Source organism: Aliivibrio kagoshimensis, assembly GCF_050337105.1.
Lineage (GTDB): Bacteria > Pseudomonadota > Gammaproteobacteria > Enterobacterales > Vibrionaceae > Aliivibrio_A > Aliivibrio_A kagoshimensis.
Map to the genome: position 1 here is coordinate 110,978 of NZ_JAKJSQ010000002.1, position 22,118 is coordinate 133,095.

18 protein-coding genes and 1 tRNA gene are annotated in these 22,118 nt (G+C 43.7%); 13 read left to right on the forward strand and 6 right to left on the reverse strand.

All coding sequences use genetic code 11. The features are described from left to right. The first annotated feature begins 12 nt into the window (after window positions 1-12). The 7 genes from trxA (at window position 13) to L4C32_RS00630 (ending at window position 7,360) form a co-directional block, all read left to right on the forward strand. A complete protein-coding gene (trxA, locus tag L4C32_RS00600; protein WP_428194904.1) occupies window positions 13-327 on the forward strand; it encodes a thioredoxin TrxA in 315 nt (104 codons plus the stop codon). A gap of 16 nt (window positions 328-343) precedes the next feature. Beyond that, entirely contained in the window at window positions 344-811 is a 468-nt protein-coding gene (gene grdA / locus L4C32_RS00605) for a glycine/sarcosine/betaine reductase complex selenoprotein A (protein ID WP_428194905.1), read from the forward strand. Between the two features lie 69 nt (window positions 812-880). Then, window positions 881-2,428, forward strand: coding sequence for a glycine/sarcosine/betaine reductase complex component C subunit beta (gene grdC / locus L4C32_RS00610; RefSeq protein ID WP_428194906.1), 1,548 nt, complete (start codon window positions 881-883; stop codon window positions 2,426-2,428). 14 nt (window positions 2,429-2,442) lie between these two features. Next, entirely contained in the window at window positions 2,443-3,597 is a 1,155-nt protein-coding gene (gene grdD, locus L4C32_RS00615; RefSeq protein ID WP_428194907.1) for a glycine/sarcosine/betaine reductase complex component C subunit alpha, read from the forward strand. 62 nt (window positions 3,598-3,659) lie between these two features. Next, window positions 3,660-4,703 (forward strand): selenide, water dikinase SelD, encoded by a 1,044-nt coding sequence (selD, locus tag L4C32_RS00620; protein WP_428194908.1) that lies wholly within the window; start codon window positions 3,660-3,662, stop codon window positions 4,701-4,703. A gap of 55 nt (window positions 4,704-4,758) precedes the next feature. Next, complete coding sequence (locus L4C32_RS00625; protein WP_428194909.1) at window positions 4,759-6,051, forward strand: glycine/sarcosine/betaine reductase component B subunit; 1,293 nt, start codon at window positions 4,759-4,761, stop codon at window positions 6,049-6,051. A 13-nt stretch (window positions 6,052-6,064) separates the two neighbouring features. Continuing rightward, complete coding sequence (locus L4C32_RS00630; RefSeq protein ID WP_428194910.1) at window positions 6,065-7,360, forward strand: glycine/betaine/sarcosine/D-proline family reductase selenoprotein B; 1,296 nt, start codon at window positions 6,065-6,067, stop codon at window positions 7,358-7,360. Window positions 7,361-7,447: 87 nt separating this feature from the next. Here the strand turns inward: L4C32_RS00630 and L4C32_RS00635 are convergent, their stop codons facing one another. Continuing rightward, entirely contained in the window at window positions 7,448-7,831 is a 384-nt protein-coding gene (locus L4C32_RS00635; RefSeq protein WP_428194911.1) for a GrdX family protein, read from the reverse strand. Window positions 7,832-8,217: 386 nt separating this feature from the next. Between L4C32_RS00635 and L4C32_RS00640 the strand changes: the two genes are divergently transcribed. The 6 genes from L4C32_RS00640 (at window position 8,218) to L4C32_RS00665 (ending at window position 14,728) form a co-directional block, all read left to right on the forward strand. After that, a tRNA-Sec gene (locus L4C32_RS00640) sits at window positions 8,218-8,309 on the forward strand. Between the two features lie 105 nt (window positions 8,310-8,414). After that, window positions 8,415-9,779 (forward strand): L-seryl-tRNA(Sec) selenium transferase, encoded by a 1,365-nt coding sequence (selA, locus tag L4C32_RS00645; protein WP_428194912.1) that lies wholly within the window; start codon window positions 8,415-8,417, stop codon window positions 9,777-9,779. Next, window positions 9,767-11,551: a selenocysteine-specific translation elongation factor gene (selB, locus tag L4C32_RS00650; protein ID WP_428194913.1), complete on the forward strand. Its 1,785-nt coding sequence runs from the start codon at window positions 9,767-9,769 to the stop codon at window positions 11,549-11,551. Before selA ends, selB begins: the two co-directional genes overlap by 13 nt. A 142-nt stretch (window positions 11,552-11,693) precedes the next feature. Beyond that, on the forward strand, window positions 11,694-12,548 hold the full coding sequence (locus L4C32_RS00655) for a putative selenate ABC transporter substrate-binding protein (RefSeq protein WP_428194914.1): 855 nt from the start codon (window positions 11,694-11,696) through the stop codon (window positions 12,546-12,548). Window positions 12,549-12,552: 4 nt separating this feature from the next. After that, window positions 12,553-13,230, forward strand: coding sequence for an ATP-binding cassette domain-containing protein (locus L4C32_RS00660; protein ID WP_428194915.1), 678 nt, complete (start codon window positions 12,553-12,555; stop codon window positions 13,228-13,230). Continuing rightward, window positions 13,223-14,728, forward strand: coding sequence for a PhnE/PtxC family ABC transporter permease (locus L4C32_RS00665; RefSeq protein ID WP_428194916.1), 1,506 nt, complete (start codon window positions 13,223-13,225; stop codon window positions 14,726-14,728). The genes L4C32_RS00660 and L4C32_RS00665 overlap by 8 nt, the downstream gene beginning before the upstream one ends. On the opposite strand, the gene L4C32_RS00670 is transcribed toward L4C32_RS00665, so the two are convergent. From L4C32_RS00670 to L4C32_RS00690, 5 genes are all read right to left on the reverse strand, one after another. After that, complete coding sequence (locus L4C32_RS00670) at window positions 14,729-17,239, reverse strand: sensor domain-containing diguanylate cyclase (protein ID WP_428194917.1); 2,511 nt, start codon at window positions 17,237-17,239, stop codon at window positions 14,729-14,731. It abuts the gene before it with no gap. 190 nt (window positions 17,240-17,429) lie between these two features. Next, the gene (locus L4C32_RS00675; RefSeq protein ID WP_428194918.1) at window positions 17,430-18,590 is read right to left on the reverse strand and encodes an ABC transporter permease; all 1,161 of its coding nucleotides are present in this window, start codon (window positions 18,588-18,590) and stop codon (window positions 17,430-17,432) included. Continuing rightward, window positions 18,587-19,750, reverse strand: coding sequence for an ABC transporter permease (locus tag L4C32_RS00680; RefSeq protein ID WP_428194919.1), 1,164 nt, complete (start codon window positions 19,748-19,750; stop codon window positions 18,587-18,589). Before L4C32_RS00680 ends, L4C32_RS00675 begins: the two co-directional genes overlap by 4 nt. Window positions 19,751-19,753: 3 nt before the next feature. After that, complete coding sequence (locus L4C32_RS00685; RefSeq protein WP_428194920.1) at window positions 19,754-20,740, reverse strand: HlyD family secretion protein; 987 nt, start codon at window positions 20,738-20,740, stop codon at window positions 19,754-19,756. Beyond that, complete coding sequence (locus tag L4C32_RS00690) at window positions 20,740-22,113, reverse strand: TolC family protein (protein WP_428194961.1); 1,374 nt, start codon at window positions 22,111-22,113, stop codon at window positions 20,740-20,742. The genes L4C32_RS00685 and L4C32_RS00690 overlap by 1 nt, the downstream gene beginning before the upstream one ends. Window positions 22,114-22,118 lie beyond the last annotated feature (5 nt).

Here is a 22,118-nt window from a genome sequence, read left to right on the forward strand (position 1 = left end):
GGAGAAAGTTAAATGATTGAATTAACAAAAGATAACTTTGAAGAAGAAGTCAATATCGACGGTGTTGTCATGGTCGATTACTGGAGCGAAAGTTGCGAACGTTGCATCGAAATCATGCCTGACGTGATCAAGTTATCTGAAGAGTATGGTGAGCAGATTAAATTTTGCAAACTGAATATTAAAGGAAGTCGCCGCTTAGCAATGGCACAAAAAGTGATGGGACTTCCTTCTATCGTCTTCTACAAAAACGGAGAGAGATTAGAACACCTCTCTGGAGAAGAATTGGAAGTTGAAGATATCACTTCCACCATTAAAAACTATCTATAACCCCTTGGAGATGAAAATGTTCACAGACAAAAAAGTCGTGATCTTGGGAGATAGAGACGGAATACCAGGCCAAGCTATTGAAGCTTGCATGCAATCTGCTGGAATTCCTGTTCTCTTTTCGACCACAGAATGCTTCGTCTGAACCAGCGCAGGTGCTATGGACCTAGAAAACCAAAAGCGAATCAAATCACTAGCTGAAGAGCACGGACCACAAAACGTGGTTGTTGTTCTAGGCGGCGCAGAAGCTGAAGCTTCTGGCCTAGCTTGTGAAACCGTTACCAGCGGTGATCCAACTTTTGCAGGTCCACTAGCAGGAGTCCAGTTAGGACTTTCTTGTTACCACATGGTTGAGTCGGAATTAAAAAGTCTAGTTGATCCAGACGTCTATGACGAGCAGATTGGCATGATGGAAATGGTACTAGAAGTAGACGAGATTGTTGAAGAGGTAAGTTCTTACCGCAAACAATTTGGTAAATACCTTTAATACCATAGCACAGTAATAAACGAGTCCGGAAACCCCCCGGACTCGTCTCTTGATTGTTAGGAGCATCAAATGGGATATGCAGTAATAAACCGCATCAGCTATATTCTGGCTCACACGCCAGATATATTGATTCAACACGGCGCAGTTCAAGCTGCGACTCGTAAGTTAAATCCGCAAGACGCTTATTTACAAAATATAACCGATTTCTTACGTCCGTATGATGAAGTTGTTTCTTACCCTGCGAACCAGTGTTATATCGGTAATATCACTCCAGATGAGTTAGATACTATTGAGCTTCCTTGGTACAAACGTACTGAAAAAGCAGAACGTTTAGGTAAGTTTGGCGATATTATCCGCCAAGAAGAGTTTTACGCATTATTACAGCATGTTGATGTTTTCCAATTAGTTTCTCTGACTCCTGAGTTTGTTGAAGCCTTTCAAGGAACCACAGACGATCACCCAGTATTGGGTAAACTGAATTTATTAAAAGAAGCATTTACTGAGTCTGCACAAGATATGCAGGCTCAAATTGATAAGCACCAAGCTGAGCCACTCATGTTAAATGGTGAGCTAGTAGGTTGTGTTAAACAAGCACATGATGAAGATGAGAACCTCTCTGCTCACATTATGCTTGAAAACCTATGTGCCAAAGCATCAGGTGCTATCGCTGCGCAAAACTTGGAACTACAAGGTGTTGACCTTGAGTCTATTGATTACATCATTGAGTGTTCAGAAGAAGCGTGTGGTGACGTTAACCAACGTGGTGGCGGCAACTTTGCAAAAGCCATCGGTGAAGTGATTGGTTGTACTAATGCAACAGGATCTGACCTCCGTGGATTCTGTGCAGCACCCGCACACGCCTTTACGACTGCAGCAGCACTTGTTAAAGCCGGCGTATTTAAAAACGTCTTAGTGGTTGCTGGTGGCGCAGTAGCAAAACTGGGCATGAACGGTAAAGACCATGTAGCCAAAGAGATGCCAATTCTCGAAGACGTACTTGCAGGCTTTGCATGTCTAGTCAGTGAAAATGATGGTGTAAACCCAATCATCAATACGGATGTCATCGGCCGTCACACAATCGGAACTGGCTCTTCTCCACAAGCCGTCATCACAAGCTTAATCCACAAACCACTGGTTGATAACGGTCGCGATATGACCAAAATCGATAAGTACTCTGTTGAGATGCATAACCCTGAAATCACTAAACCAGCTGGCGCAGGCAACGTTCCTGAGTCCAACTACAAGATGATTGCAGCACTGGCAGTTAAAGAAGGGTTGATTGAGCGTAAAGAGCTACCAGCATTTGTTGCCAAACACGGCATGGTTGGCTGGGCTCCGACTCAAGGACATATCCCATCAGGTGTTCCATTCGTTGGCTTTGGTCGCGATATGATTTTGAATGGCGAGATTGAAAACTTCATGGCAGTGGGCAAAGGCAGCCTGTTCTTAGGCCGCATGACCAACTTGTTTGATGGTTTGAGTTTTGTTGTTGAGAAAAACCCTGGGCTGGAAACGGACAGTGGCTTCAATGAAGATCGCGCTAAACAGTTGATCGCTCAAGCAATGAAAGATGTCGCTACAACCATGTTGGAACTTGACGAGTCTGAGTCTAAGTAATCAGGAGAGCGGATATGGAAAACATCAATAAACAGCTTTCCAAAGCCTTCAATGACATGGCAGATGGCATGCTAAGTGGACAATTCGGTGGTAAAACACGAATTGGTCTGACTCTCATCGGCAGTGAACTTGGTCCTGAAGAGCTGCACCGTGCTGCACAGCTTGTTGTTGCTCAATACAGCGACATTGAACCTGTACTGATTGGCCAGCAGATGGAGACTGATTTTGAACTGCATCAAGCAGACGATCAGCTTCAGAGCCATGAGATCATGGAGCGTCTTCTTGCTGAAGGAGAAATCCAAGGCTGTGTAACACTGCATTACACCTTCCCATTTGGTATCAGTACCTTTGGTAAGGTCAGCACTCCTGCGACTGGGCGCGATATGATCATCGCATCCACCACAGGCACGACTGACACCAATCGTATCGCCGCTATGGTTAAAAATGCCATTAACGGTATTGCATTAGCTAAGTCAACTGGGATTGCAGAACCAACCGTTGGTATCTTGAACATCGATGGGGCCTCTCAAGTAGAGCGCCACCTTAGAAAGCTTCAAGAGCAAGGCTACGGCATCCGTTTTACTGAATCTTCACGTGCCGATGGCGGCGTGACGATGCGTGGTAATGACCTGCTTAAAGGTACACCAGACGTCATGGTAACGGACAGCTTAACCGGTAATATCATGATGAAAGTCTTCTCATCATTTACCACTGGCGGCAGCTACGAAGCGTTTGGTTATGGTTACGGACCAGGTTTAGGTGAAGGCAGTGACAAACTGGTCACTATCATCTCCAGAGCTTCTGGTGCTCCTGTAATTGCTGGTGCGATGCGCTTATGTGCTGATGCGGCGAAAGGGCGTGTATTGGACATCTGCAGTGAAGAGATGAAACAAGCCAACAAAGCGGGCCTTGATCAGATACTGACGGGTTTGAAAAAACCAAAAGCGCCAGTAGAAGAGAAACCTGAAGTGACTGCGCCACCAGAAAAAATCACTGATGCTGATATTAGTGGCATCGATATTCTGGAAATTGAGGATGCGTGTCAATCTCTATGGGCTGTTGGAATCTATGCAAGTACAGGCATGGGTTGTACTGGACCAATTATCTTGATTGCTAATGAAGATAAAGAGAAAGCGACAGCGCACCTTAAAGCAGCAGAGTACTTGTAACATATTACGTTGTAAGGGGGGCGGGAATACTCTCGCCCAATTTCAAACACTAGGAGTCGAAGATGAGCGATAAAGTGCGTTTAACGCAAATGACTAAAAAAGCAGGCTGAGCCGCTAAAATTGGCCCTAAGGCCATGGCGCAAGTTTTGCGCACTATTACCCCTCTATTTCCTGAAGCTGATTATCCGAATTTGATGGTTGGTTTAGCAGGCAGTGATGATGCCGCCGTTTACAAAGTAAACGATGATGTTGCGGTGATTCAAACCTTGGATTTCTTTACTCCCATTGTAGATGACCCATACGACTTTGGTGCAATTGCAGCAGCCAACTCTCTTAGTGATGTTTACGCCATGGGTGGTCAAGCCACATTGGCAATGAATATCTTCTGTGTCCCACCTGATTTACCCCAAGACATTGTGGAGCAAATCTTAAAAGGCGGTGCAGATAAAGTCAGAGAAGCGGGTGCGGTGTTGGTAGGTGGACATACCGTTGAAGATTCGGAACCTAAATTTGGACTCTCTGTGATGGGGATTATTCACCCATCAAAAGTGCAAACCAAAGGTAATGTTGAAGCGGGCGATGTTCTTGTTCTTACCAAACCAATCGGAACCGGCATTATTTCAACTGCAGCAAAACGAAATAAAGCGTCTGAATCTAGCATTGATGCATCAACACAAAGTATGAAAATGCTCAACAGCGCAGCCGCAAAAATCTTTGCTAACCACCCTATCAAAGCGTGTACCGATATTACCGGTTATGCCTTGATAGGACACGGTGTAGAGATGGCTGAAAAAAGTGGTGTTTGTCTTCATTTTAATGTAGAGAAAGTGCCCTTTTTGGAAGGTGCTGAAGAGTATGCCGTACAGAATCTGTTCCCAGGTGGCGCGAAGCGTAATCTGGAAGCATATGAAGGCCAGCTTGTCTTTGCAGATGAGCTCGCAGATTCATGGCAGTTAAAGTTGTGCTGTCCTGAAACGTCAGGTGGGTTATTGGCCGCCGTGCCAGCAGCACACGTTGATGACATGTTAAAAGAATTTTCTGAACTCGGTGAACAATGTTGGATCGTTGGTCACGCCGAGGAAGGAGAGGGGATCAGGATTTCCTGATTAATTGGAAATTAATGTTCAATACCATCCACAGTGGTTTAAATTGGAGATATCCATGAAACTTGAAGTTGGCAACATTCACATTAAAGATCTCGCTTTTGGGCAGACAAGTGAATTGCTTGGAAATAAAATGGTTATTAATCAAGAAGAGCTAAAAGCTTTCCTTCTTGAGCTTGACCATCGTATAGAGAGCCTAGCATTTGATATCGCACAACCTGGTGATAGTACCCGTATTATGCCAGTTAAAGATGTCATTGAACCACGAGTGAAAGTTGAAGGTGAAGGCGTTATCTTCCCTGGACGCCACTTAGGTCAAGAAGCAATGGTAGGCGAAGGTCGTACACACGTACTTAAAGGTATGTCTGTTATCACTACTGGTAAAATCGTTGGCTTCCAAGAAGGCATCGTTGATATGAGTGGACCTGGTGCAGAATACACACCTTATTCTGTATTGCATAACCTAGTAATTACTTGTGAAGTTAAGGACTCGTGCAATCAATACGATCACGAATTCATCACTCGTATGGTTGGTCATGAAGCAGCTTGTTGGATTGGTAATCTTTCAAAAGATTCCACACCTGATGAAATCCAAACCTACGAGACGAAGCCAGTATTAGAGCAAGCAGCACAATACCCTAACTTACCAAAAGTAGGTTACGTATATATGCTACAAAGCCAAGGCTTACTGCATGATACGTACTACTATGGTGTTGATGTTAAAGGCATTCTACCAACGTTGATGTACCCAACTGAAGCACTGGATGGTGCAATCATCAGTGGTAACTGTGTATCAGCATGTGATAAGAACACCTCTTATATCCACCAGAACAGCCCTGTTATTCATGACCTTTATGAGCACCATGGCAGCAAGTACAATTTCATGGGCGTTATCGTCACTAATGAAAATGTCACCTTGAAAGATAAAGAGCGCTCATCTAATTTTGTTGCAAAACTTGCAACTCAAATGGGTTGGGATGCTGCGATCGTCAGTGAAGAAGGATTTGGTAACCCAGATGCTGATTTAATGATGAACAGCCGCAAACTGACTGAAGCAGGTCTTAAAGTTGTATTAATGACAGATGAATATGCCGGCCAAGGTGGTGAAAGCCAGTCTTTAGCTGATGCACACCCATCTGCAGATTCTGTTGTATCAAATGGTAACGCTAACCAACTAATCACTCTGCCTACTATGCAGAAAGTGATTGGTCATCAAGTATACGCCGATAACATTGCTGGTGGATTTGATGGAAGCTTACATTCAGATGGTTCTATCACTGTTGAGCTACAAGCAATTCTTGGCGCAACGTGTGAGTTAGGATTCCATAACTTAACAACGAAGCTAGGTTAAGGTTGAGGCAGCTATGACAATTAAAGTTGTACATTATATAAACCAATTCTTCGGCCAGAAAGGCGGCGAAGAGATGGCACACATTCCTATGGAGCTGGTTGAAGGCCCTATCGGTGTTGGTGCTCAACTAAACGCTTCAATGGGAGAGAAAGGCGAAATCACTCATACTATTATTTGTGGTGACTCCTATTTCAACGAAAATGAAGAAGTTAGCTGTGAAGGGATCCGCGAGATTCTAACTAAACTACAGCCTGATCTTATTGTTGCTGGACCTGCGTTTAACGCTGGCCGTTATGGTATGGCTTGTGGCCTAGTGGGTAAAGTGGCATCAGAGATGGGCATTACGGCTATCTCTGGTATGTACATTGAAAATCCAGGTTATGAACTGTTCCGCAACTTCTCGTACATGGTTGAAACAACCAACAGTGCTGCTGGTATGCGTAAAGCCGCGCCTGCAATCTCTAAGTTGATTAATCGTTTTATTGAGACAGACGGCAAACTGGGTTATCCGGAAGAAGAAGGATACATGTCACGTGGCCTTCGTCTTAATATGTTTGCTGACAAACGCGGCTCTGCGCGTGCAGTAGACCTATTGATCTCTAAGTTAGACGGTGTTGTGAAAACCGAATACCCTATGCCGGTATTTGACCGTGTTGAACCACAGCCGCCAGTCTTAGATCCATCAACAGCGACGTTTGCATTAGTCACTTCTGGTGGTGTTGTACCTAAAGGCAACCCGGATCGAATCGAAGCATCAAGTGCTTCTAAGTTCGGTACGTACAGCATTGAAGGTCTTGCAGCACTGACAGAAGAAACACATGAAACTGCTCATGGTGGTTATGACCCAGTAGCGTGTAATGAAAACCCTAACCGAGTTCTCCCTGTTGACGTTTTACGTGATATGGAACGCGAAGGTAAGATTGGTAAATTGCATGATACGTTCTACACCACAACAGGTAACGGTACTTCTGTAGCAAACTCGAAAGCGTACGGTGCAGAAATTGCGATGGAACTTGTTAAAGCAGGCGTAACTGCTGCAATTTTCACATCCACTTGAGGCACTTGTACCCGTTGCGGCGCAACGATGCTAAAAGAAATCGAAAAAGTAATGCCTGTAGTACACATCGTCACTGTTGTTCCAATCTCTAAAACGGTCGGTGCAAACCGAATCGTACCTGCGATTGCGATCCCTCATCCACTGGGTGATATCACAGCAACAACAGAAGAAGAGAAGTACGGTCGTCGTCAAATGGTAGAGAAAGCAATTACTGCTTTAACTACTGAGATTAAAGACCAGACTGTTTTTTAATGATGTAGGTATACTAAACTTAACGTAAGAAAATGGCGCGGTATCAATTGATACCGCGCCATTATTTTTATATGAGGAAAAGGAAAGTTAGTAGAGTGATTTGATGGCGGAATTGATTAACTCTTTATCAATGACTTGATAATCATTCAGAGATTGCTCGGTCAAAACCGGAACCGTCACTCCTCTGAGTTGGTGCTGATATTTTTGCACGGCAGACTCAATCATCTCCAAGGCTCCCATATCCAACTCTGTGTGATTGCAATCGAGTATTACTGATCGAAAGGGGGTTTCCCAAGGTTTAATACTGCCGGCTAAAGGGTGGGTAACCAACTTAGCTCCTTGGTGGATCAAATCGCGGCATTTGGCGATAACGGCGGTAGAGGTTTTCTCTTCAATGATCGCAAACGGATGCTCAGAATTGAGTAACAGAGGATTATTGGTAACTAAAGTGAGTTTATTATTCATCATCATTTTCTTCGCATTATGTTCAAAATTAAGAACAGATATGTTCTGTTCAGAAAGAGAAAGAGACTTCCATTAATTAGTAGTAACGTTAACGGTGCAAATCTCTGCATTCATTGTCTTTAGCAGCATATAATGTCGATATGATACGACCTGATTTTACAGTGTAAATGTAAATAGTTAATAAGATTAAGTAATGTTAGATTTATCATTAATGGGCTGATCTCTATAGATTATCTCAAAAAATTCAACCTGCTAAGTAATAATAATCCTCATTGTTATAACTGGATCAACTTAACGAGGTTAAAGACTTTTGTTTTGTAGGTTTGCTCACATATGGCATATATCTCTGTTGATGAAGGGGGGCTATTTAAGTATATTTTGCCTTGTAAAGAGGAAGTGGATGAGATCTGGTGGTCTCGACGGTCTTCAAAACCGATGTGGGCTTTATTAGCCTTGGCAGGTTCGATTCCTGCTCCTTCCGCCAAATTCAAGCTTTATGAATATGAGAGTGATCTGTTCTCGTTTTTGCCTGAACTTCGCTTTCAAATATTTGTAATGCCTCTCTATCAATATCGATTGGGGCTAGAAAATGTCTATCAAAGATGCCACGAGAATTCCGCAGATTGAAAAAATTCTGCAACACTCATTTCTAGCTCCCTACATCGATCGGCTCAGCCGGCCCGTTGTCACTTCCATTGTTCGCGAAAATGTTGATGAATATAAAAAAAGCTGCCTAGAGAACGGGGGCTTTTCAACTTTCGATTGCAACAAACTTTATGCTTTGATTGAAAACCGCTGTAAAAAAGTCGAGCGACAACGCTTAAAGCGTGTGATTAATGCGACTGGTGTCGTCGTGCACACCAACCTAGGCCGTTCTCCAATTGATGCGGAATTATGGCAATCTGTCACCGAACTGAATACCAGCTACTGCAACTTAGAGCTTGATCTTCAGACCGGAAAGCGTGGTAAACGCAAGGGTTTAGTGCCTCAGCTAATGAATAAATTGGTTAAAGGCGAAGATACACTCGTGGTCAATAACAACGCCTCTTCTATCTACCTAATGCTGCATGAATTGGCAAAAGGCAAAGAGGTGATTGTCTCACGCGGCGAACAAGTTCAAATCGGTGGTGGTTTTAGAATTCCAGACATCTTAGCCCAATCAGGGGCAACATTGGTTGAAGTGGGTGCGACCAACATCACCACCCTTGATGATTACCTCGATGCCGTGACGGAAAATACCGCTATGGTGTTAGTGGTACACACTTCAAATTACAAGATCCGTGGTTTTACGCATTCACCTGATTTGGCTGATTTAGCCAAACATCTGCCTGAACATGTCATTTTGGCGGTAGATCAGGGATCTGGCGTCTCCAGTGAACCTTTTGTTGAAGAGATCAGTGTCAATAAGTACCTGAAATCGGGGGCAGATATCGTCTGTTTCTCCGGAGATAAAATCATTGGTGGGCCGCAAGCAGGTTTCATTACTGGTAAACAAGCATTGATTCAACGGATGGAAAAAAATCCAATGATGCGAGCCTTTAGACCGGGTCGAATTGTCTACTCACTCATTGAAGAGTTAATGGTTCGTAAGTTGAACAATGACGCTTCAGGTTGTGGGGTCGCTGAGAAACGTTACCTACGACCTAAAGTGGTGCTGAAGAAAATGGCCGATCAGTTGGTGTCTATCTATCCAGAAAAGCTGTCTGCTGAACAGAGTGATATGACGATTGGTGGGGGCTCACTTCCTGATGAAAGCTACCCATCGTGGTCGGTGAAGATCCAACTAGATAAATCCCCAGAACGCATTCTAACGCTGATCCGAAATTGGCCAATCCCTGTTATTGGCGTTGTCAGTCAGGATTCTGTCTATTTGAATATGGCGACCCTATCCGAAGATGATTTAAACTATATAGCTATTCAGCTACAGGAGTTGTTTACACCATGCATTTTGTAATTGGCACTGCTGGACATGTCGATCATGGTAAAAGTGCCTTAATTAAAGTTCTTACGGGCATAGAAACGGCGCATCTACCTGCAGAAAAGCAGCGTGGAATGACCATTGAGCTTGGTTTTGCTCATTTTAAAGACAGTCAAGCGAATACCATTGGTGTCATTGATGTACCTGGGCACGAACGATTTATTCGTAATATGGTGGCGGGTGTTTGGAGTTTAGACATGGTGCTGTTCGTCGTCGCAGCCGATGAAGGCTGGATGCCGATGTCTACCGATCACCTTCGTGTTATTCATGCCATGGGCATAGAAAAGGTGCTTTTAGTGATCACTAAGAGCGATCTTGTTGATAGCGACACCTTAGAGTTAGTTGAAGAAGAAGCGCTTGAAAACTTCATGGATATTGCCGGAATACTGCCTGAGAGCATGACGGTATCTGCCCATGAGAACACCAATATTGACACATTAAAGAGCAAGATTAGTCAGCAACTCACCCAGATTGAGCGTATTGATACGGAAAATGGGGCTCACCTTTATATTGACCGAGTCTTTACCGTCAATGGAATTGGTACTACGGTAACCGGTAGCTTAGTAGGCGGCAGTTTTAGTGTTGGTCAAAGCTTAGTGGTACAGCCAACAGGACAACAGGTAAAGATCAAAAGTTTGCAATCTTACCATCAGAATATTGAACGAGCGGATCCTGTTTCACGTGTGGCGGTTTGTTTAAAAGGGATTAAGCGAAAAGACGTTGAGAAAGGGTTCAGTTTAGTCGCTGAAAAAGAGCAAGGTGTAGTGGCTGATGAGTTTATCGTTCGTTTGGATGAGTGGCCTGAAAAATCGCAGTGCAAAAATAACAGTGAAATTGAAGTCGCACTCGGCACTTTTAATACGTTAGCGGTGATCTATTTCTTTAAAGATACCAAACTGGCACGCATTCGTCTGAAAGAAAAAGTCAGTTGTACATGGAATCAACGCATATTGCTGATTCAACATGGTGGTAGCAAGATTATAAATAGTGGCAGTATCTTGTGGACCGGGGTTGTTCCTCGTCATTTACGAGCTAAATTAGCCCTACTATTGGATAAAGCGCCAGATCAGTTAGGCTGGAACGATTATGTTCGATTAAACCTCGAGTTATATGGTTATGCACAACTTCGAGATGACAGTGGAGAGCTAGAAGGTGACTTCATACGCTGCGGTAACTGGTTGTTCTTACCAAGTAGCCATCAAGAGATCCAAGCAAAAATCCTCTCTATGATGGAGAGTGAGTTAATGTCATTTACCTGTATGGAGTTGAGCAGTAAGTTGAATTTGGACCCGCAAGCGGTGGAGCAAATTCTGAATGAATTGCTCAGCCAAGGAAAACTCCGTCTCGATGAACTGTTATATACATTAGGCAATGGTCGTTCTGAAGAGGCACTATCTCCAAGTGGAAAAAAATTATTGCAAATTATCCGTACGGGTGACAAAAACGGTTTCGAAGCCGATAAACAAGCAATAGCAGGGGCTCAAAAAGATCTACGAGTGCTAGTGCGACAGGATTTTGTGGTGCCTCTGGAAGGCAAAATATATTATGACAGTGACGTCTATTCTCGCTTAGTTAGTGACGTTATGTATCAGCATCAGGTCAATCAAAGGTTTTCAATCGCAGAAGCGAAAGAGCGTACCGGTCTATCAAGAAAGTTCATGATTCCACTATTAAATAAGATGGAAAAAGATGGCTGGATTAAACGACATGAGAACGACCGAGAGGTTGTAAGAGAATTGGTTCATTAACACAGTTCCATAACTGAATATAATCGTAGGATAGCGGTGTATTCACATAACTTATTCATCATTACTTTTTGTACGAGCATTCATGTAGAATGCTCGCCTGTAGTAGATCGGTGAATTCACAACTCTAATTGAGATATGAGAAATGAAATATATTAAAATTGTTGGTTTAGTGGCTTTAACTTCAATCTCGGGTGCAGCGTTTGCTGAGACATTTACCTTCACTGCGATTCCGGATGCGGATGAGAGTAAATTGAGAACTCGTTTTGAAAAAGTGGCTGTTTATTTAGAAGAGAAACTGGGCGTAGATGTTAAATACGTACCGGTTAAATCTTACTCTGCGGCAGTGACTGCTTTTAGAAATGATCAAGTTCAATTAGCTTGGTTCGGTGGTTTATCTGGTGTGCAAGCCCGTCTTCTGGTTCCAAATTCTGAAGCGATTGCTCAGGGATACGAAGACCAATTTTTTAAAACGTATTTAATTGCACATAATTCGACTAAGTTATCATCAAGCAAAACCTTCCCTGATATGAAAGGTTACACGTTTACTTACGGCTCAAAAGGATCGACATCTGGTCGTTTAATGCCACAGTACTACATTGAACAGAACAGTAAGCAGAAGTCTGGCGATCTTTTCTCTCGTGTTGGTTTCTCCGGCGATCACAGTCGTACAATTGCCCAAGTACAAGCGGGAGCATACCAGCTTGGTGCTGTGAACTTTAAAGTGTGGGATAAAGCGATTAAAGAGGGCGAAATTGACACCAGTAAAGTGAGTGTGATTTGGGAAACACCCACTTACCCTGATTATCAGTGGACCGTTCGTGATGGCGTGAACAGCAAATTTGGTCCTGAGTTCAAAGCAAAACTAACAAAAGTTCTGCTTGAAATGAATGATCCAGATTTACTAGAAGCCTTCCCACGCCAATCGTTTGTACCTGCAACTAATGCAGACTACCAACCGATTGAGAAAGTGGCTAAAGCTATCGGACTGATTGAGTAGCATTATGCTCAATTTTGAGAATTTAACTCTCAAATACAAAGATATGCTGGCGATCCGCCAGCTATCTTTAACCATTGAAAAAGGTGAGAGAGTAGCCATTATTGGCGGTTCGGGTGCTGGCAAAACGACTCTGCTCACACATATCTATCAACAGCTAAAATCAGAGGCAGCCTATTGTTCGCAAAAACAAGGGTTAGTCGATTCACTTAGCGCGTATCACAATGTCTATATGGGCGCACTTAACCGTCACCATTGGACGTATAATATTGCTAACCTGGTATTCCCCTTTAAACAACCACTTAGCGAAGTACAGGTGCTTTGTGATGAACTAGAGTTGGATTTTCCAATCTCTAAACCGCTTAATGCCCTATCAGGTGGTCAGCGTCAACGTGTTGCACTTGCTAGAGCACTCTATCAACAAAAACCTGTATTTATTGGAGATGAACCTTTTTCTGCTGTCGACCCATTAATGGCTCGGCGTCTGATTGATTTAGTCTTTTCTAGGCATGAGTCAGTGATTATGATCTTGCATGATAAAGGACTGGCGCTTGAACACTTTGATCGAGTAATTGGATTAAGAGGCGGCGAACTCTGCCTTGATATTGGTAAAGACAAAATTACCAATGATATTGTTGATGATTTTTATCTTGATACTGAGCTTCAGGTTGCGAGTAATGGCTGAGCGATTTAGATTTGTCGGATATTGGCAAAAGATAACATTGGTTCTGTGGTGCTTGGCCATTGTTTGCTTTGTTGTCGCTGATACTGAGATTATCTCTCTTGACCCTTGGAGTGAACTTCATAAACTCGGTATGGGGTTTTTAACACCCGACTTTTTTGCCACTGAATATCTCCTACAAGCCCTGTGGCAAACCGTGAGTTTTGCACTGCTTGGGGTGATACTTGGTTTGATCATTGGTGGTCCGCTTGCCCTCATCTATAGCAGCCGTTGGATTTCCGTAGGATGCTCGGTAGTGCGCTCTATTCATGAGTTATTTTGGGCACTACTGTTTCTTCAAGTCTTTGGTTTATCGCCGCTTACGGGCATTTTAGCCATTGCTTTGCCATATGGTGCTACTTTTGCTCGCGTATTTCATGACATCCTGTTGCAAGCACCACTCTCCACGGATGAAACACTACCCGTCGGTAGCGATCGGATCAGTCGTTACTTCTATGGGCGCATCAGCCATGTTTTACCCTCAATATTAGCCTATATCCGATACCGTTTTGAGTGTTCACTGAGAAGCAGCGCTGTTCTGGGATTCATTGGAATGCCAACGATCGGATTCTACTTAGAGACTGCATTTAAGCAGGGGAATTACTCAGAAGGTGCAGCCCTACTGATCATCTTTATTGTGCTTATTGGAACGATCTCTATTTGGTGTCGAGCAAAATTGATTATCGGTTATATTTTGGCGGCGCTGTATTGGCTTCCTACTATTCCTGATGTAAATACATCTCTGCTGTGGCGTTTCGTGTCACAAGATATATTACCGCCAGCAATGCGAAGAGCGGTGGCGAATGACAATCTTGATTGGGATCTGTTGGGCCGCTTAGGAAGCTGGGCCTCAAGGATTTTATCGGAACAAGCGTTACCTGGAGCCATTGCCACGTTAGTACTGGCAATTTCAGCTGCGATGATGGCTCATTTCGTAGCCGTTCTATTGACAGGTCTCTCTTCAAAAATATTAGTAGGCAGGCTATTTTCTGCCATCATGAGACTATTGTTGGTGATCTTTAGATCCGTTCCTGAGTACATCTATGCCTTTATTTTTATGATGCTGTTGGGGCCGTCAATGTTACCCGCGATGTTCGCTTTAGCCTTACATAATGGAGCTCTGTTAGCTTTCCTGACAACTCGACAATTAGCATCAACTGAGCTCTCTGAGCATTATAATCAAAAGATTGATGGCTACTGTTATGACGTACTGCCTAAGATATACCCTAATATGATGGGGTTACTGTTTTATCGATTTGAAGTAATTCTACGTGAAACGGCCATATTTGGGATGCTAGGTGTGGCCACATTAGGTTTCTATATTGATAGCGGTTTTGCCGAAATCCATTACAGTACAGCGTTACTGTTAATGGGCTGCACGGCACTACTGAATATAGGTGTAGATATCGTTAGTCGCCGATTATTGAATAACCAATCGGCGTCTATCAGCTGCATGCAATAATTACTTATTGGTAAATGAAAACTGGTTGCCACCTAAGTGTTTTGCTTGATACATGGCGTCATCCGCTGACTTAATCAGCTGCTGGCTAGTGGTTCCATCATCAGGGAACATGGCGATGCCTATGCTGCTTTTTGCCGTGTAATTTATGTCATTCAAGGTCATTGGGCTGTTAATATTATTCACCAATTTCTTGGCGATGATCATGGCTGACTCTCGGTCTGGTATCTCATTGACCATGATACAAAATTCATCGCCACCAAACCGTGATGAGAAATCACACTCACGCAAGCTGGTTTTTATCCGTTCTGAGATATTACGGAGTAATTCATCACCAACATCATGACCAAAAGTATCATTGATCGCTTTAAAGTGGTCGACATCTAAAAAGAACACAGAAAACAGCACTTTTTTACGGCTAGCAATACGCAGATTTTGCTCTAACTGCTGAATAAAGTGGGCTCTATTAGGCAAGCCAGTTAACGAGTCAAAATAGGCCAGCTTGTGAATCTTCTCTTCTGACGCTTTGGCTTTGGTAATGTTTTTGACAACAATGTAGAGGTTCTCGTCACTATCAAGGCGCTTACAAGACAAGGCAATAATCTGTTTCTCAGAACTGGCTGTTAAGCACTCAACGTAACAGGTATCTTCATTGCCCTGCTGCCATTCAACAAGGGTAGTTAATACTCGGTCTTTATCGGAAATATGGACTTTATTCATAAAGGATTCTAGGGAAGCTTCATGTGTCTCTGCATAATCCAGCAGTAGATATAATCCATTTGACCATACATTGCTGTCACTGGCCGGGTGCCACTCCCAACTGCCCATATTGGCAATATCTTGCGAAGTTTCTAATAGCACATTCGATTTTGAGAGGGCCGTGGTTCTTACTTTGACCTGCTGCTTAATTTCATAGGTATGGCCAGCCAGCACAATCAATAACCAATTGAGTAAACCAGCAACAATGAGTCCTGCTATCAGCAGAAAATAGGTTCCCCAAGGTTCATAAATATAGGGACTAGGGCTGGTTTGAACAAACTGCCAGTGGGCATTGCCAATTATTATCTCTCTGGTTTCCATTAAGGCAAAGTCATTATGGCGGATTTTATCCAGCAAGGCGTTGTCACTTAAATTTGATTGCCCTGAACGGTACAGCAGTTGATTCTTTTTTGTCAGAGGATCATAAAGGGTAATCGACGTATTAGGTAGCGTGTGCATTGAAAAAGCGGCTTGGGCGGTATCACCTACACGTAGCACAGCTGTCGCGTAACCAAGTAGGAGATTATTGGTATTACTAAAAACGGGCAAAAAGATCAATACGCCAGCTTGTGATGCTCTCTCTTGCACTAAGCGAATCGGGCGAGTGACCACTTCGTGTTTCAATGATGCAGCTTCATCCAGTGCGGTTCTGCGTGTCTGTTGAGAATAGACATCGTATCCGAGTGCATTCCTGTTACTGGCAAAGGGTTCAATGAAGCTGACTACCACATGCTTGTCACGATCTTGAACGGGAATGAGTGATTTATCTGCGTTGCGTTCTTTTGCGAAAAAATGGATGCCGTCGTTTTGATAAAGTTGGTTCATTGAATGATTAAAATCGACGATGTCATCGTGCTTAACCACCATGTTCCAAGATAAACCTTGTAGCTCGGGTGATCGTGCAAGAATCGGAGCCGTATACTGCTTAAACGCCGCGGGTGTTAGGTTCTCTTTGCTTAAAATTAGACCTGACATGCCATACAACACATCAATGGATGACTGGATTTTATCGTCCACTGAATATGCAAGTAGATTGGCATTATTGATAAATTCTTCTCTTTGACGCTCTTTTTCTAAATGAGTCATTAAAAAAGAGAGCGCCATGGTTAGAGCAGTTATTGAAAAAAGTGAAAATAGGAAGAGTTTCTGTCGAGGAAGTGGAGCATGCGCTTTATTGGGGAATAGCACCAATAACCAAGGAAACATTATGATGATCCCTAAGGTATCTCCTGCCCACCAGTTAACCCAGTTTGCAACCACTTGTTCAGAGCCGATGACTTGCAGTTGCAACATCGAAATACAACCAATAGATGCATTAATTAGTGAACAGAGCACTCCACTGCTGAATAGGAACCGGCAGATAATTCTCGGTTGATGATATTGAAAAGGAAAACCAACCACTCGCCTTGTGATAAAGGCGCCTACATAGGCTTGCAGTGTCGCTCCGGAAGCAATGATTACGGGAAGCGTTGGGTTTAGCGGCAGTGAACTGGATGTAAATGCAATATAAATATTAATGAAAAATGAACCGAGAAATACCCCTGGCAGAACTTTATTGCCCCAAAAGAGGGTGGCTCCGAGGGCAATACCTGCTGCAGGCCAGATGATCGTTGCCAAACCTGGAGGAATAGAGATTAAATGTCCCATGACACCCAACAAAAAGTAGGCACAGGTAGTTACAAAGATAGGTATCGTTATATCCTTGAATATATTATGGTTATTAGGCAAGCTATCTTTATATAATACGTCATTCATATTTATTGAGTGTATACAATAAATGAGGCATAGATAGGGTATACAGGTGAAGAGAAGAGCAGAATCACAGTGTACTGTAGATTTTTGACGGATTAGATTCAAATAATGAGATATAGATCAATATTATGTAACTGACTATTAACTCATTAGCTCAGTAAGCCTTGTTGCATAATGTTCAGAGTGATGCAAATCAGGATGTTAGTTTAGAACGTTGTTGTGATCTTGCTATCAAAATATACGCTGTCATGCCATAAATCGCTACCAGCGCCCATAGTTGCACACAACATTGAGCGACTTGATCAAAACTGGCCCCCATCTGATTGACTCTAAGTAGCCCGTTGATAGCAGGTGTTGCAGGAATAAAATTAGCCACCATGCTGATGAGAGCGGGGATCGCGGAGTTAGGCCAGATAAATCCGATAGAAAATATCAGTGGCAGTGACATAATAATACCAATGACCGTCGCCAGTTCTGGCCTAGGAATCAATTGTCCAATCACCATGCCTAAAAAAATCACTGAAAGCAGCAGCGGAAACATGAACATAACGATATCCGATAAGTTGGCCAGTTGATTGATTTGATAGTATGAAAAACTGAAACCAAAATAGAACATGGTGAGCAGTAGGTAAATGGCCATAAGAATAACGGTACGGCACGCCATCAGCTGCAATGGGAAAGCGTTTAGCCAGTAACCGTTAATGCCTTTAGCTTGCGCTTGTCGTTGTTCACCACCAAGCAGTGACGTTGCAATAAGCAGCGTTTGGTGAAGAATCAAAACAAACACAGCAGGAACTACGTAATGTATGTACCCCATGGTGGGATTAAACACTGGCACCATATTGAGTTTGAATGGGGTAAATTGTTCTGAAGCTAAGCTGACGGGCTCACCTGAGAGCAGCCTATGAGAGACTTTAATTTGTGCTCCAAGTGTTCCGCTAGCGCTAGCTATCCCCTCAACAATCGTGCCATAGACTAAGAAGTAAGCCGCGTCTCCCCCGTAGGCGATAGTTGGCGTCTGTCCGAGCAGTAGATCACGATAAAAGTGGGGGGGGATCACTACGATACCACTCACCTGATTATTAAGAATCAGTGCTTTTCCCGCATCAATCGATGAGCGATGTTCAGTAATACGAACTTGAGGGGTCGCTTCAATCATGCGTTCCAACTGTCTGCTCAATTGGCTGTTATCTAAGTTGACCATGACAACCTCTTGTTGTCGTGGTAACTGCTGACTGTATGGTAGTGGGTAGAGAAAAGAGTACATCAGCACTCCACCAAAAACGGTGAGTAAAAGAGGCTTATGGGTAAATATCGCCTTAAATTCATGATGCAGCAGTGTTAACCAGCTCATTGAGAATCCGCCTGAGATGTGGCAGTGAGAGAGAGTCGAGACATTTTAAGGTAGACAATTGGCATCACGACTAAAAAACAGAGTAGAGACAATAACTGAGGAACGGCAAGTACCAAAGAAGCCCCATAATTAACTTGTTGAACTTGCAGTTCGATATAGTGACTGACTGGAAGCAAGCTTCGCCATAATGTCGCCAGTAATGGCATGTCTGTAGCAGGAAATGTGATCCCCATAAAAGCAAAAGCAGGTGCGGTTAACGCAGCGGCTAAACTCATTGCTCTTGTTGCGTCCAGCGTCACAAAAAAGAGCAGACAAGCAACTGCCTGACAAGCAAACACCATTAGCAGTTGAGCTGCTAATAAAATGGCCCAACTGCCATGCATTGGCCAAGCGAAAAACCCATATAAAAGCCATAAAAACAGCGTACCGTGTAACCAAAATATCAGCGTGTAGGGCAGCAGTTTCAACAATAAATTTGTTAAGGGCTGGGAGGAGAGCCATCTGGCTACTCCTGCCTGTCGGCTCTCTTGTGCAATCGCGAGAATAGTTGTGACAACAATAAACACTTGCCACAAAGCAGGGAGAGCAGCAGAGACGAGAAATTGGCCGTAATGACTGTTGCTGTTAAAGAGTGGGGTTATTTGATTATCGATAGGAACCGCAAGACCTAATGCTTGTGAAGGGGTTGGGTTACCAGTCGACATATTTTTAACGGTATCAACCGTAGCAGCTAATGTACCTTGAGCCTGCTGAATAGCCGAATTGATTAACTTACCGATTAATACAAATTGCGTGTTATAAAAAACCGTCACGGTGGGTGAGTGACCGAGCAGTGTCTCTTTTTCAAAATTGGCAGGAATGACCGCCAGCGCATAGGTGTTACCATTGCGCAACTGTTGGCTGCCACTACGGATTGAAATTGGCTGGTCGCTTACCATCAGAGATGGGCTCGCGTCGTAGTTTCTAATTAGCGTTCTCGAAAGGCGCGAGTGATCAAGATCAACCACCGCAATGGGGAGATCTCTGGCAATCCCGCTTGAGAATATGGCAGTCATGAGTAGAAAGAGTGCTATGGGCAGCCACAGCACTAGAGCTCTTAACCAAGGGTCAAGGAGCATCAGTTGGTACTCATGTTTTACTCGATTAAATGCGTGCATCATCGGTTACTGTTTAGGCAGTTCAATCAAAACACTCATTCCTACACGTAAGTCAGCGATAGGCTTAACTGGTCGCGCTTCGATTTCAAAGGTTCTCATATCAAAACCTTGTGCAGTATCCGTTGCTCTCCAAGTCGCAAAATCACCCATTACAGAAACATGAGTCACGGTAAACTCAACCTTGTCACTCCCTATGGCAGGGATTGCAGCGTTAAAGACAGCCCCTTGAACAAATTGATGCAATCGGTCTTCGCGAACGTGAAAAACGGCCCAGGCATCATGCATATCAACAATGCTGACGACGGGGAAACCTTGAGGAGCCAATTCACCACTCTGCAGTAAGATCTGAGTGACTTCGCCGTTGTTCCAGCTCTCAATTTTGGTGTCTGCCGCATAAGCCTCTACTTCTGCAACAGCCCCTGCGGCCATTTTCACTTTTTCACTCGCGGCACGTTTGGTTTCGTCTCGTGCTCCCTCTTTGGCCATGTTATACATCTGGTAAGCGGCATTCTCAGTATATTTAGCGGCTTGCCACTGGGTGTAGGCTTCGTCTTTTTTCTGCTCAGCAACGACCCCTTCTTGGTAAAGATTTTCAATACGCTTAAAGGTTTTCTGATACAAAGAGCTGGCTGTTTTTGCTTTTTGCCATTGATCAAGTGCCGCTTGAATCTCCTGCTTTCTCGCCCCTGTCTCAGCCTGTTGCGCCAAGGCTCCTGCGGCTTCTTCTCCCGCTTTTGCTTGCATCAATTTGGCATCAATCTCAGGGCTTAAAATGCTGAAAATCAGATCGCCTTTACTAACCTGATCGCCTTTTTTAACCAGTACCTCATTCACTCTTCCCGCGATTTTCGAGGAGATATTGTATTGCTGGGCTTCTATCTGACCTTGAATTCGTTCTGGTTTGGGTTGATAAGCAAGCCAAAAGGTGTAGCTGAGCCAGCTAACTAATGCGAGAACAATTACCGCTAACATGATCAAAGGTGACTTACGCATTATTGAACCTCTACGCCATTGTATTGTTGATATTGATTGAAAGTTTCCATTTCACTACTCAGCGCGAGTAGGCGGGAAAGAGAGAGTACATATTGATAGGCTGCTGATAAACGCTGGGTTTTCACGCTAGCGTAATAGGTTTCAGAGTCAACGACGGCTAAAGACGTTGAGAGACCTTGGCTAAAGGCTTTTTCTCGCAGGCTCACATTCTCTTTCGCCAGCGCTAAACTTGAGGCTAAACTGCGATATTCCTCAAGCGCTTGATCGGCTTCGCGGTAGGTTTTTTCTACTAATAGCGATAGATCTTGCTCTGCTTGTGAGCGTAGGTAGCCGATCTGTTTCATTGTGCTTTTGGCGGCACTGGTTTTTCCAGAGCGCCCTGAGCTGTCAAGCAGTGGGATATTCACACCGATCCCGACCGCCCAGTCTGGTGCGGTTTTAGACGCTAATGTATCGTCCTCATACAAACTGTAATTACCATAAAGGTAAACCTCCGGGTAGTACTTACCACTCTCAATATTCACCACTCCCGCGGCTTGTTCTTTTTTTGCATCTAAGATCATAAGGCCGGGGTAGCTTATTAAAGTCTTTTCAATAAAGTTTTCCATCTTAGGGAGGGAGAGGTTGGTAAAGAGTTTGGTAGAAGGAACCGCGGTTTGATTCAGTTTCAGTAACTTACTTAATGCAACTTGAGAGATCTCTAGATCGCGTTGAGATTTCTGGCGTTCCACTTGCGCTTTGTCGTAAGAGGCTTCAGCTTGAAGGCGCTCTACTTTGGCTATTTGACCATGTTTTTCCAATTTTTTGGCGTGAGAAAGGTGCTTCGCTAGGCCCTGTTCCGCTTCTACACGAGTTTGCAGGACCTGTTTGGCAAACACCACACCGAAGTAGTATTTGGTTAAATCTTCAAAGGTAGCTTGCTGCTTCATGGCAAGCAGTTGCGTTGCTTCGGTATTTTGACTTTTTGAGATCTCATTAGCTGCCGCGATTCTACCACCGGTAAAAATTGGCCAAACAGCGCGAATAGAGCTGGTAAAGACATCTTGATGCGTCAACTGTGACGTAAACATTGAATCCATATTCGCAGGGTTAATGCCAAGAGAACTAGCAATATTACCTGCGGCTACACTTGCACCTGAAGGCATACTCTCTAAAAGATCTGACGGTTTAATTTCAATGGGAGAGTCTAAGTAGGTGTAGTTCGCTGAGACCGAGATTTGAGGTAGATAGAGATCACGACTGGCGTCTTGTAGGTGCTCAGTTCGCTCAATATTGGCTCGTTCTGCTGCTAATGCGTCGTTATCTTTGAGTACTCGGCTCCATGCATCATTAAAGCTAACTTCAGTCGCACTTAAGTGCAACGGGATCAGCATCAGTG